Consider the following 12,909-nt stretch of genomic DNA (forward strand, 5'->3'; position numbering starts at 1 on the left):
GTGGCGATTGCCCGGTCTTTGTGCATGCAGCCGAAAATCATGCTGTTTGATGAACCGACCTCGGCGCTTGATCCAGAAATGATCAAGGAAGTGCTGGATACGATGGTACAACTGGCCGAAGAAGGCATGACCATGCTGTGTGTGACACACGAAATGGGCTTTGCCAAAACGGTCGCCGACCGCGTCATCTTCATGGCGGATGGACAGATCGTTGAAGAAAACGAACCTCACGAGTTCTTTAAAAACCCACAAGAACCAAGAACTCAGGAGTTCCTAAGCCAAATTATTGGACATTGAATAAGGATCGAGGCTGGAGACAATCTTCAGCCTCGATTGTTTTTATTCATACTTTAGCGGGGAGGACGATAACCCTGCATTAAAATGAAATAGGAATCTAGGTCGAGATGTATTGGACAATTCGTAAGATTTTGGCGCTGATCGGTGTGTTTAGCACAGCAGTCGTAATTACAACGCTGATATGGCTGAGTAACTCATATGAAAAATTTTCGATAAAAAACTTCAATGACACGTCAGGTGAAATTGCTTCTTTTCTGGTCCGCCAATCCATAGCTGAACGTTACTATGAAGAACTCTTCCCTATTGTAGATAAGTGGTCACGTGATCGTGTGCTGGTTCAAGGTGCACGCGAAGGGGATGCCAAGAAATTAACGATCGGTGCTGACGCAACTTATATGACACAGGAAGTTGTCAGTAAGGCCGTGATGTTACAAGGTGTTCACGTTTTTGATAAGGAACTGAATAATATTACCTTTTCATCAAAAGGCATTGAAGAAACTGTCTTAAGTAATAAAGCAATTATAGAGAAACTCCAAAAACGCGATAAACAGGCACAACGCAAGCCTGTTGCCTACACATGGAAAACAAAAGACGGCCATCCAGTTCATAGCTTAATCATGCCTATCGGTGGGTTTAAAGTTGCAGGTTATGTTGAATTTATTACCGATCCCATTCCTCAGTTTGCCAATTTGGGGAGTGCGCTATCAGGTGAAGTTAAGTTGTTGAATGCCAAGAAAGAAGTTCTTCTTGCCAGCCATCCGCAATCGACGAATTCGGAAGAGGGAAGCAAGAATGAGACGGTGGAAGAAGCTGTAAATTCCGGACTTGAAACCTTGTTTGTTGATGTGCCTGCTTCGACGGGTGAAACATGGATGACGGTTTCGTTGACCCGTGATATCAGCGAATTTAAGAACAACCTTTTAGACATCCGTAACCAAGCTATTTCCCTTGTCTCAATTGCATTGTTGGGCTGTGCCATTGGTGGCTGGTTATTGCTTCGATTTGCAGTGTTTGCCAAGCTCAAGAATTTTGCAAACGCTATGAAAGACTTGGGCGGAGGAAATACGCGTGTTGAAATTCCACCAACCGGTAATGATGAATTCCGCACAATGGCTGCGGCGTTGGAAATGTTAAGGGAAAGTGTCCGTCAAGCTTATCGTCGACAACGCATTATTGAAAATAATGCATCCTGTATTGTCTTGTGCGATTTGGAGGGACATTTGGATTATTGTAATGTTGCCGCTCGTGATTTCTTGCAATTTGCAGAAGATGAAATTGTGAACAACAAGTCTGCGGATCTCTTTGAACAAGGTGCGGCATTTATTGCTAAAATTTCAAATTCAGAAAACTTGCCGTTCAAACAACAATATATTTATAAAGATCGACATGTCGAAGTAGATGCACAGGCGGTTTTGAGCCAACACGGTGCCCATGTGAATACGATGTTGAGCTGGACAGATGTAACCCAGCAAAAACAGGAACGGGAATTTGCCGCAAAAATTATGGAAGAGGTTACTGCGGTTGCACAAATTGTGGCGCAACAAGCACGCAGCTTGGAACATTTATCTGAATCTTTAGGGACACAGTCTGATGAAACGGTGACGCAAGCTCATCAGGCACAGGAAATTTCCGAACGCAATCGCCAAAGTGCGAGCAATGCTTCGCAAACAGCGACATTGTTGAACACAAACTTTTCTGATATGGCGGAAAAATCCAATACGGCAAAAGAAACGGCAGAAACGGCGATTTCAGTTGCGGAAACGGGTAATCGCGCCGTGGAAGAACTGGAAAGTTCAAGTTCGAAAATTGGCGAAGTGACCCGCATGATTAGTGATATCGCAGCCCAAACCCGTATGCTTGCCTTGAATGCAACAATTGAAGCGCAACGTGCTGGTGAAGCGGGCAAAGGGTTTGCCGTTGTTGCCGATGAGGTCGGGCGTTTGGCGGGGTTGACCTCAAATGCAACAGATGAAATTGCACAGACAATTGCGGTGGTACAAAATCAGGTTGTGGATGCCAAATCGGCCATTGAGGAAATTAATAACGTCATCTCACAAATTCATGACATTCAGTTTGAGGTTTCGTCTACGGTTTCGCAGCAGGAAAGCTTGACGGTTGAAATTTCTCAAAGCGTTTTGGGGATTACCGATGGGTCGTCTGAAATTGATCAGATTGTAAATGCTGTTGGCGGTGAAGCGGAAAAAACCGGTCAGTTATCGAACGATTTGCGCGGAACATCGGGTAAATTGTCTGAAGAAGCCACCAACTTACAAAGCAATATCGATAAATATCTGAAGCATTTGGAAGGAAGTGAGTAAGGCTTATTCCTTTATCAATGTGAGTAATCTAGGTATTTGAGGGGTAGGGGAATTTCAGCTTTATTCGAAATTCCCCTCCAAAACCTTATGTTTATAAAGCGCTCGCGGTGCGGGATGCTTGATCGTATAAGCCAGACATGCCACGAAGAAGGGTTGCAACGTCGGAGAGCTCCAGACTGTTGTGTTCTACCGCCTTATAGGCACTGACAAGGCACCGTTCACGAATGCGCCGGTATTCAGAACAGACGTGTTGTCCTTCCTCCGTTGTGCTGTAAAAGCGCTCTTTCCCGCGTTTTTCCCCTTGAACATAACCTGCTTTCAGGAGTTTTTTGAGGGAGTAATTCACAGTGTGCTGATCTTCGATATTTAAAACGAAGCAGATGTCGACCAGTCTTTTTTCTTTGGCCCGGTGATTGACGTTGTGAAGGACTAAGACATCCAAGGGACTAAAGTCACTCTCTCCCACCGCAGTCATGCAACGGGTCATCCATCGACTGAATGCATGAAAGGAAATGATTAATCCGTATTCAAACTCGCTTAACTGCCAGCCTTCTTCCGAAGCAAGATGTTCAGAAGAAACGATGTGGCGGGAGTAGGGATAGTCTTCTTTTTTTTCAGTCACAAAAGCCTCCTAGTATATTTTATCTGTAATTTACCAGCGAAATGACGGTGTTACAAGGAGTGTTTTCCTTATTTTGTGACTGTTTATTTGCTTTAATGTGACATCAAGACAGGCAATGTTGTGTGTTTTACGATGGAACGTGTGGCACTTCCCAAGACCAGTTCGCGCCAACGGGAATGGGCATATGCCCCCATCACGATGATATCACTGTGATGTTCTTGTGCTTTTTCAAGGATAAGCCGCCCTGAGCGCTGTCCATTAGCTTCAAGGACCTTATGCTGATTTTTCAATCCCATGTCCGAGAGTAAACTTGAGATTTCATCCGGTCGGGCAACGCTAAAAGGCCGACTTCCATCTTCGGTTTTTACCGTAATGATCTCAATGCTTTCTGCATTGGCAATAAAGGGAAGACTGTCGAAAAGGGCACGTGTACTTTCACGCCCCCCATCCCATGCAATGGTGACCCGTTTAAAAGCTGGTTTTGCCTTGTAATCACGAGGAACCACAATAACGGGGCGACCACTGCCGATCAATAAATGGGAAAGAGCCGATTTTTCATCCTGCATTGCGCTTGAAGAGGTATCTGGTTGGCCTGTAATAATAAGATTGTAAAAACGGGCTTCTCGGCGGAGTGCAATCGATGGTTTTTCATTTGCAATTTTAAAGGATGTTTCGATGCTGAAATTGCTCAATGTTTGATCAAATCGCGCCCGTGTTACAGCCGATGGCATACTGGCGAGATCGATATTTTTTTGAATGGCATTTGCCAACGCATCATCAAAAATTTTAAGGTCGGTCGGGTCTTGTCCGACAAAAAAACCTGTTAAATGTGCATGTAATTGATCTGCAAGATGGGCGGCGTAAGTCGTCCAGTTAACGCAATGAGCATTGTCATCTTGATAGACCATGATTTTTGAGAGTTTCATAATTTGCTCCACGATGGGCATCAGTTCATGTTGTTCGGCAGCCATGTGACGATTTCAGGAAAGGCTGTAATCGCACCGACGGCACCAATAAGAATGAGGAAAAACGGAAGGGCGGCTTTGGCGACAACTAAAATATTGCGCCCCGACAAGGACTGAATAACAAACAGGTTGAAGCCGACAGGTGGAGTGATTTGGGACATTTCAACCACGATCACAATGAAGATACCGAACCATAAGGGATCAATCCCTGCCGTCTCGATCATGGGGAGAATAACGGCGGTTGTTAAAACCACGACTGAAATGCCATCAAGGAAACAGCCCATAACAATGAAGAAAAGGGTAAGAGCACCAAGTAATTGATATTGGCTTAAGCCCATTTGACCGATCCAACTGGCAAGACTGGCCGGAATGCCTGTAAAACCCATTGCCGTTGTTAGAAAAGCGGCACCTGCCAAAATAAAGGCAATCATGCAAGATGTCCGGGTTGCACTTAGGATCCCGTCGATGAAGCTTTCTTTTGTCAAATCGCCTGTCATTTTTGTGAGGCAAAGAGATAGAAAAACGCCGACGGCGGCTGCGTCAGTTGGTGAGGCAATGCCCATATAGATGGAGCCGATAACCCCGGCAATCAGCAGAACCACGGGGCCGAGATTTTTAATGCTGTGAAAACGTTGCTTCCATGAGAAACTTTCGGCGGTTTCAGGCATTTTGTCTTTGTTGAGAAAGGACCAAATGGCGACATAAGCCATAAACATAACGACCAGCATGATACCCGGCCCGACGCCAGCAACAAAGAGGCGGGCAATGGACTGTTCAGTCGCAACACCATATACGATCAGAATAATGGAGGGCGGGATCAACAGTCCCAAAGTTGCGGATCCGGCAAGTGTTCCTAATATCATTTTTTCGTCATAACCGCGACGCTTTAACTCGGGGATTGAAATTTTCCCGATGGTTGCAGCTGTTGCCGCAGAAGATCCTGAAACCGCAGCAAAGATACCGCAGCCGATAATGTTGATATGAAGGAGTTTGCCGGGCAAATTCCCCATCCACGGGTGAAGCCCTTCAAACATGTCGTCTGATAAGCGGGACCTAAACAGAATATCCCCCATCCAAATAAAGAGGGGAAGGGCTGCAAGAGACCAAAGATTGCTGGCACCCCAAATTGTAGAGGCCATTAAGGGGCCTGTCTGTGATGTGGTGAAAACTTCCATTGCAATGGCAGCAACGGCCAAAAGGGAAATACCGACCCAAACACCACTTCCCAGCAAAGTGAATAAAACAATTAAAATAATGAAGGCAGGCAGAAGAATATCACTCATTATTCTGCCCCCAGATCGGCATTTTCAGCCTTAATAAAAAAATCTTTTTGCATAAGTGATGAAATGAAACCATCCAACATGGAGACCGTCATTAATGTTGTTCCCAATGCGAGTGAAACTTGTGGAATCCAAATGGGAACAGCGATAAGTCCGGTGGAAAGGTCCCCGTATTCATAAGATTCAAGAACCAGTTCCCATGCGTAATAAGCCAGCCAGCCCGTTAAGGCTGTTCCGATGAGAAAGGACCAGATATCAGTGAGTTGTTGTCCCTTGGAACCTAAGCGTTGAATGAATAGGTTAACCCGAATATGTGTTCCGTGGCGAAGGGCATAAGGCAACGAGAGAAAAGAGGCGCCTGCCAGCATGAACCCTGCAATTTCAGCATAAGAAGGGATTGTTAATCCAATTGCATGACCTGTCAGGGCCGAGGAAATGAAATCAATTAGATTTGCCCCTACTTGTAACAGCACGATTGAGAAAATGCCAAACAGGAAAAGCGCTCCCGTCACGCCCCCTATGACATAAAGTTTGTCGAGCATAGCCCTCATTTTGAAACCTCCGCATATAACGATGGCGAAGGGACGTGCCCTTCGCCATTTGTCGTATTATTTATTGTAAGTTGCCAGAATTTCCTGACCATCAGCACCGGACGCTTTTGCCCAGTCTGCAGTCATTTCGCTACCGGCTTTTTTCAAACCGTTAAGCAAATCGGCCGTGGGTGTAGAGACCTTCATGCCATTGTCTTGCAAGATTTTAATTTTAGCGGCTGTTTCAGCTTGGCTGGCTTTCCAACCACGTGTTTGGGCTGCTTTAGCAGCAGCATCGATTGCTGATTTGGCGCTGTCAGATAATTTGTCATAAGCTTTCTGGTTTACAACAACGATATTTTTCGGGATCCAAGCCTGTACGTCAACAAAATTGGAAACAAAATCCCATGCTTTGGAGTTTGCGCCCGTGGATGGGGAAGTGATCATTGCATCCACTTGACCTGTTGCAAAAGCTTGGGGGATGTCGGGAACTTCAACTTGGGTCGGAACCGCACCGGACAGACGTGCCAAACGTTCAGTTAAGGCATTGTAGGCCCGCATTTTAACGCCTTTTAGGTCTTCCAAAGATTTAACTTCTTTTTTGGCATAAAGACCTTGGGGGGGCCAAGGAACAGAAAATAAAACTTTCAGGCGTTGCTTTTGCAATTGTTTTTCGATGATTGGACGAGAAGCATTCCAGAGGCGTTCTGCATCTGCGTAATTTGTTGCGAGGAACGGAATTGAGTCGATACCGAAGACCGGGTTTTCATTACTGAGACGAGAGAGGAAAAATTCACCGATCGGAACAAGCCCTTTGCGAACGGCATTTTTAATTTCCGGGTGTTTGACTAACGAGCCTGCGCTGTGAATTTTGATATCAAGTTCGCCATTTGTTGCCGTACGGACTTCATCGGCGAAGGCTTTGATATTGACGGTGTGGAAATTTCCGTCCGGGTAAGGGGTCGGCATATTCCATACATCTTTCGCAGACGCTTGCCCGCCTAATGCAATAAGTGCAGCCGCAGCAAGTGCAAGCTTCGAGAATTTGAACATTTAAGTTACCTCCATATTATAACATCGCCATAACAATGATAAAATATTGACAAAATGTCAAAGAAATTTTAATTTTATGTCACCGTTAAGATGGCAAATATAATTTTACGAGGTTTTCTAATGGATTATCCGGTCTTGAATCTAGGTGATCGCGCTATAACTTTCGAGTTTGGCTCCGTTATATCCCGACGTGTAAACCATCATGTACTCGGTGTGCATGCAAATTTAAAGGAATCGATTTCCAATGGTCTCGTAAAAGGTATTATTGAAAGTGTGCCAACATTTCGATCATTGACAGTGCATTTTGATTCTACAGTTTTGTTCCCGGAGGAAGTGGTGAATTTGGTTGCCCCTTATATAGAAGAGGGTAATAGTGATTTAAATGCGACGACAAAATGGATTTTCCCCGTTTGTTATGATGACCAATATGCACCTGATTTAAAAGAGGTTGCAGAAACAACCGGACTGACACAAGATGAAGTGATATCCATCCATCAAGAAACGGTCTATGACGTTTTTATGTTAGGATTTTTACCGGGGTTTGCGTTTATGGGACTGTTGGACGAACGTTTGCGTTTGCCGCGCCGTTCCCAACCACGCACGGCGGTTCCGAAAGGTTCCCTTGCGATTGCAGATCAACTGACGGCTGTTTACCCTTCAGAAAGTCCGGGCGGTTGGCATTTGATTGGACGTATGCCGATTGATTTGTTTGATGCGAAACGGGAGGAACCTGTTTTGTTAAAAGCAGGTGATCAAGTGTGTTTTCGTCAAGTATCCGTCCAAGATTTTGAAGATATTCAACAGGCATTGGCAATGGGGGAATATGATTATTCTTCTATTTGTCAGGAAAAAGAGGTCGCCTGATGAAGGGTGCTTTGGAAATAGTCTCTCCCGGTTTTCAATCTTTTATTCAGGATAAAGGTCGACCCGGGTTCCAAGAATTCGGGATTCCCATCTGTGGCAGTGTGACGCCTCATTGGATGGAATTGGGGAACTGTTTGGTCGGCAATGCTGCAGATGATGCCGGAATTGAATTTCGCGTTGTTGGCCCGACGCTAAAAGCCGTGGATGAGCCTGTTAAACTGGCTGTTTGCGGAAATGTGAAAATTGAAATTATTTCCCGTGGCGAGGCAGAGTTACATACCCATAGCGTTTCGGGATGGCGAAGCTTTACGCTTAATCCTGATGAGGAAGCCAAAATTGGTACCTTGGAACAGACGATGTCTGGCTTTATTGCTGTTTCCGGTGGTGTGAATGTCAAACCAGTAATGGGGAGCAAATCGACATATGTACGCTCGGAACTTGGTGGTTTGGATGGTGGCTTCTTAAAGTCCGGGGATGGCCTGAATCTCGGGAGTAATAGTTTAAAATTGGCCAATGAGGCTGATAAACTTGTACCATCCCCTCCCGTTGGAACAGCTGAGAAGGTCCGCGTGGTGCTGGGTCCACAAGAAGATTTTTTTGAAGAAACTACGATTAATCAGTTTCTGAAAAACTATTACACGATTAGCAAACAATCCGACCGTATGGGCGCAAGATTAGAGGGCAGCCCCCTTCATCATAAGAAGGAAAAGGGAAGTCAAATCATCTCGGATGGTGTGACCCCCGGTGCAATACAGGTACCGGGAAGTGGACAACCTATTGTCTTGTTAAATGATGGGCAAACTGTTGGTGGCTACCCGAAGATTGCAACGGTTATTTCGTCTGACTTGCACTTGATTGCGAATTCATTGCCGGGCACAGAATTCTATTTTGAGGCTGTATCTGCGCATGAAGCCTGCGTTATTGCAAGACAGTCACGTGAAGAACTAAAACGTCTGAAACGGTCTATTGTTGCTGCGAGTGCCAATGGTTTTATCAATCTCAAAGCACTTTATGAAAGCAATCTGATCGGTGGTGTTGTTGATATGGGATGTCCGGACCATTTCCCCGGTCACCTTGACGGAGATATTTAAAAATGAAAATGATTAACCTGAATGCTGATCTTGGTGAAAGTTTTGGTGCATATACAATCGGCAATGATGCCCAGCTTTTGAAAGCCATTAAATCGGCCAATGTGGCCTGTGGGTTTCATGCCGGTGACCCTTTGGTCATGCAACAAACAGTCTCTATGGCGCTCGAAAATAATGTTTCAATTGGGGCGCATCCCGGCTTTCCGGATTTACAAGGTTTTGGTCGACGCCCCATGCAAATGGCGTTAAATGACGTTTACGCGATGATTGTTTATCAAATCGGTGCACTTTCTGCCATTGCTGCATCACAAGGTGGCAAGGTGACGCATGTTAAACCGCATGGTGCCCTGAATAATATGGCGTGTGAAGATGCCGATCTGTCTTCTGCTATTTGTCGTGCTGTTAAGGATGTTGATCAAAACTTGATTTTTTTGGCACCGGCATTGTCAGAACTTTCCCTTGCTGCAAAAAAGGCGGGTTTAAACGTTGCTGAAGAGATTTTTGCAGATCGAGCTTACACGGATAAAGGCACCTTGGTGAGCCGGAAGGTCGAAGGTGCAGTAATCCATGATGCTGAAACATGTCTTAATCACGTGATGGAAATGGTGGAAAAGTCGGCTTTAATTTCAATAGATGGCAAAGTATTGAAAACAGATATTCACAGTATTTGTGTGCATGGTGATACCCCAAAAGCCTGTGATACCGCGTCCTTTGTGTTAAACGGCCTTGAAAAACAAGGCTTAAACGTTTGTCCGTTGGATCAAATGGACTTTACCTGAGGGGTTTAAAATAGGCTGTGGGCGATATCTTTCACGTCTTCCATAACGACGAATGTGCTGGTTTGTTGCACAAAGGGAAGTCTTGAAATTTTTTCACCCAAGACAGTCCGGTATGTTTCGATATTGGCTGTGCGCACTTTTAACAAATAATCAAAATCTGCTGCAATCATGTGGCATTGTTCGATTTCTGTTATGTCACGCACGGCATCGTTAAAGGCTTCAAGGGCGTTGGACCGGGTATCGGTGAGGGAAACTTTGACAAAAGCGACATGTTTGGCACCAAGCTTTCCTTGATCAAGGATCGCCATATATCCTTTTATATACTTCATGTCCTCAAGTTTGCGCATTCTGACTTGGCAGGGGGTTTTGGACAGCCCGACGCGATTTGCCAGTTCTGTAACTGTTATTCGACCATTGCGCTGTAATTCTCTTAGGATCGACAGGTCAAATTTGTCTAACATGATATTCCCTCTTTTTTGACTAACCGATATTTACATATTTAGAGAATGTTTTACAGTTTATAATTCTTAAATGTTATAGCTTATTACGTTAATATCCTGTTTATGCTGATTTAAAAAGTTAAATATACTAAAAATACCTAAAAAATAGAGATATGAACTTTGGTCAAACTGTTAGTCTTAGCAACTGTTGCACATGAGTCGCGTTATCTTCGGGGTTATGGGAGGGATGGCGCCGGAGGGCCGAACACAAAGGCCGATGATGTAAGGCATATAAATACAGTTTAATAAGGGTTTATATCTGAATGATCACTTTTACTTTCGTTATATATTTGGTTTTGATGCTGGGGATTGGCCTGTACGCTTATCGTCGTACACAAGACCTGTCTGACTATATTCTCGGTGGGCGTAACCTTGGTCCGTTACCCAGCGCATTAAGTGCGGGTGCTTCTGACATGAGTGGTTGGTTGCTTATGGGGCTTCCCGGTTATGCGATGGCGGCTGGCTTTGGTTCTTTCTGGCTTGCGGGTGGCTTGCTGGTTGGAACATGGCTGAACTGGCTCTTGGTTGCACAGCGTTTGCGCGTTTATTCGTTTCGTGCGGAAAACTCTTTGACCTTACCGGCATTTTTTGAAAAGCGCTTTGAAGACAGCGGTCATGGTTTGCGTGTAGTTTCTGCTATTTTTATTCTCATCTTCTTCTTGTTTTATACAAGCTCCGGCCTTGTTGCTGGGGGGAAACTTTTTGAAACGGTTTTTGGATTTCAATATGAAATTGCCGTTATCATAGGGGCCGTTGCGGTTATTTCTTACACGATGTTCGGTGGGTTTCTTGCCGTTTCGTGGACGGATGTCGTGCAAGGGCTTTTGATGGTAGGTGCCTTGCTGATTGTTCCGTTGGTGGCAATGGGGGAAATTGGTGGCTTGAGTGGCACTTTGTCGGCTATTGAGGCTAAAAACCCTGAACTCCTGAATATGTTCACGGAAGCAGATGGTTCTTCCATTACGCTCATCGGTACGCTTTCGCTTTTGGGGTGGGGGCTTGGTTATTTTGGTCAGCCGCACGTTTTAGCCCGCTTTAAAGGGATCAAAAGTAAGGACGCTGTACCGTCTGCGCGCCGAATTGCCGTTCTTTGGACAGGGGTATCCATGATTGGTGCCTGTTTAATTGGTCTGGTGGCGATTGGTTATTTACCTGATGGACTAGGCGATAGCGAGACTGTCTTTATGGTTCTGGTAGACGCAATTTTCCATCCTGTCGTTGCCGGTATTTTGCTGGCGGCTATTCTCGCGGCGATTATGAGTACGGCTGACTCTCAGCTTCTCGTTTCCTCTTCCGCCTTGGCTGAAGATTTTTATAAAGCGTTGTTTAACAAAGAAGCGTCTCAAGAAAAACTGGTTATGGTAGGGCGCTTGGCCGTTGTTGGTATCGCCATTATTGCGACAGCGTTGGCAATGGACAAAGATTCAAAAGTCCTCGCACTTGTTTCTTATGCCTGGGCCGGGTTCGGTGCGGCATTTGGTCCCGCGCTCATTCTTTCCCTTTATTGGAAGAAAATGACGAAAGCAGGCGCCTATGCAGGTATCATCGTCGGCGGTGTCACGGTTGTGGTATGGAAGCAGCTTTCTGGTGGCTGGTTTGACCTTTATGAGATTATCCCCGGGATTGTATTCTCTTTCCTTGCGATTTTAATTGTCTCCAAGATCAGCACGCCGCCGTCTGACAATGTTCAGACTCTCTTTGATGAAGTTGAGGCCGAGGTTAAATCATAACATTGATATAGCTCGTTCTATCAACTTTGTTGCAGATCGTTGAAAGCCCGTCCTTTTGTTGAGGACGGGCTTTTTTTTGCCTTCAAGTTTTGAAAATAACTTAAAAACCAAGTTAAGTTGCATTTTTACTATTGTATGTAAAACTATTTAGGGAATTATCCATATGGTAGAATTTTTTTAGCATAAAAATCTTTTTTTTATATATGCTAATGTTGACATCGCGTTGGTCCTTGCTCAAGTATGAATATATCGGGAGGAACAAGTCGATGAAAAAAGTGTGTATTATTAGTAAGTTCATCTTTACTTTATTGTGTTTTCTGACTGTAGGTCATGTATTCGCCCAACCGGCACCACCACCTACGTCTATACTGGATCAAGCGGCAATTGCACAAATTAAAGAATGGTTGAAAAACCCCGTTGTGGAGATGTCGATCAGTGCACAAAACAAGCGTTATCAAACTTTACCCCAAGAAGAAGTTGATAAATTAGATAAGCAGTGGCGAGCAGAACGTAAAAGTGATGATCAACCCCTTATTGCGGCGACGCTCAGTAGTCCCTTATCAAGCTATTTGACACAAATTCAGGCTGCATCCGGTGGCTTGTTTACCGAAATATTTATCATGGATGCAAAAGGGTTGAACGTGGGGCAAAGCTCCATCACTTCGGATTTTTGGCAAGGGGACGAGGGGAAATTTCAAAAAACATTTCCGAATGGTGCTGCCGCTGTGTTCATTGATGAGCCAGAGTTCCACGAGGGCAGTAGTACCTGGCGCACTCAAGTTAATTTGACCGTAACCGGGGCAGATCAAAAACCGATCGGTGCGGTTACTGTTGAATATAACCTGACGGAACTGGCACGCCGTCGCGGCATGCTTTAAGCGAT

The 12,909-nt window shown here is 44.9% G+C and carries 12 protein-coding genes and 1 pseudogene; 7 read left to right on the top strand and 6 right to left on the bottom strand.

Translation table 11 applies throughout. The features are described from left to right. Both ACN0VA_RS09265 and ACN0VA_RS09270 read left to right on the top strand, forming a co-directional pair. A pseudogene (locus ACN0VA_RS09265) lies at positions 1-297 on the top strand (amino acid ABC transporter ATP-binding protein); the annotation flags it as partial. Between the two features lie 107 nt (positions 298-404). Next, a complete protein-coding gene (locus ACN0VA_RS09270; RefSeq protein WP_417820871.1) occupies positions 405-2,615 on the top strand; it encodes a methyl-accepting chemotaxis protein in 2,211 nt (736 codons plus the stop codon). Between the two features lie 91 nt (positions 2,616-2,706). On the opposite strand, the gene ACN0VA_RS09275 is transcribed toward ACN0VA_RS09270, so the two are convergent. From ACN0VA_RS09275 to ACN0VA_RS09295, 5 genes are all read right to left on the bottom strand, one after another. Next, positions 2,707-3,237, bottom strand: a complete 531-nt coding sequence (locus tag ACN0VA_RS09275) for a winged helix DNA-binding protein (protein WP_417820872.1) — start codon at positions 3,235-3,237, stop codon at positions 2,707-2,709. Positions 3,238-3,329: 92 nt separating this feature from the next. Beyond that, the gene (locus tag ACN0VA_RS09280) at positions 3,330-4,208 is read right to left on the bottom strand and encodes a universal stress protein (protein ID WP_417820873.1); all 879 of its coding nucleotides are present in this window, start codon (positions 4,206-4,208) and stop codon (positions 3,330-3,332) included. Continuing rightward, positions 4,184-5,485, bottom strand: a complete 1,302-nt coding sequence (locus ACN0VA_RS09285) for a TRAP transporter large permease (protein ID WP_417820874.1) — start codon at positions 5,483-5,485, stop codon at positions 4,184-4,186. The genes ACN0VA_RS09280 and ACN0VA_RS09285 overlap by 25 nt, the downstream gene beginning before the upstream one ends. Next, entirely contained in the window at positions 5,485-6,024 is a 540-nt protein-coding gene (locus tag ACN0VA_RS09290) for a TRAP transporter small permease (protein ID WP_417820875.1), read from the bottom strand. The genes ACN0VA_RS09285 and ACN0VA_RS09290 overlap by 1 nt, the downstream gene beginning before the upstream one ends. Before the next feature lie 66 nt (positions 6,025-6,090). Further along, positions 6,091-7,065 (bottom strand): TRAP transporter substrate-binding protein, encoded by a 975-nt coding sequence (locus ACN0VA_RS09295; RefSeq protein ID WP_417820876.1) that lies wholly within the window; start codon positions 7,063-7,065, stop codon positions 6,091-6,093. Positions 7,066-7,185: 120 nt separating this feature from the next. Between ACN0VA_RS09295 and pxpB the strand changes: the two genes are divergently transcribed. Genes pxpB through ACN0VA_RS09310 form a run of 3 tightly spaced genes read left to right on the top strand, consistent with a single transcriptional unit; the run spans position 7,186 to position 9,796 of the window. Beyond that, positions 7,186-7,929: a 5-oxoprolinase subunit PxpB gene (gene pxpB / locus ACN0VA_RS09300; protein WP_417820877.1), complete on the top strand. Its 744-nt coding sequence runs from the start codon at positions 7,186-7,188 to the stop codon at positions 7,927-7,929. Next, positions 7,929-9,020, top strand: coding sequence for a biotin-dependent carboxyltransferase family protein (locus tag ACN0VA_RS09305; protein ID WP_417820878.1), 1,092 nt, complete (start codon positions 7,929-7,931; stop codon positions 9,018-9,020). The genes pxpB and ACN0VA_RS09305 overlap by 1 nt, the downstream gene beginning before the upstream one ends. A 2-nt stretch (positions 9,021-9,022) precedes the next feature. Further along, positions 9,023-9,796 carry a LamB/YcsF family protein gene (locus ACN0VA_RS09310; protein ID WP_417820879.1) on the top strand — a complete coding sequence of 258 codons (774 nt, stop codon included), beginning with the start codon at positions 9,023-9,025 and terminating at the stop codon, positions 9,794-9,796. Between the two features lie 5 nt (positions 9,797-9,801). Here ACN0VA_RS09310 and ACN0VA_RS09315 read toward each other — a convergent pair whose 3' ends face one another. Then, positions 9,802-10,257 carry an Lrp/AsnC ligand binding domain-containing protein gene (locus ACN0VA_RS09315; RefSeq protein WP_417820880.1) on the bottom strand — a complete coding sequence of 152 codons (456 nt, stop codon included), beginning with the start codon at positions 10,255-10,257 and terminating at the stop codon, positions 9,802-9,804. A gap of 302 nt (positions 10,258-10,559) precedes the next feature. Here ACN0VA_RS09315 and putP point away from each other — a divergent pair, with 302 nt between their 5' ends. Then, entirely contained in the window at positions 10,560-12,026 is a 1,467-nt protein-coding gene (putP, locus tag ACN0VA_RS09320) for a sodium/proline symporter PutP (protein WP_417820881.1), read from the top strand. A 266-nt stretch (positions 12,027-12,292) separates the two neighbouring features. Further along, positions 12,293-12,904 carry a hypothetical protein gene (locus tag ACN0VA_RS09325; RefSeq protein WP_417820882.1) on the top strand — a complete coding sequence of 204 codons (612 nt, stop codon included), beginning with the start codon at positions 12,293-12,295 and terminating at the stop codon, positions 12,902-12,904. The last annotated feature ends 5 nt before the right edge of the window (positions 12,905-12,909 follow it).

Origin of the sequence: Terasakiella sp. (assembly GCF_048267425.1) — a bacterium.
In the GTDB taxonomy this organism is placed as follows: Bacteria; Pseudomonadota; Alphaproteobacteria; order Rhodospirillales; family Terasakiellaceae; genus Terasakiella.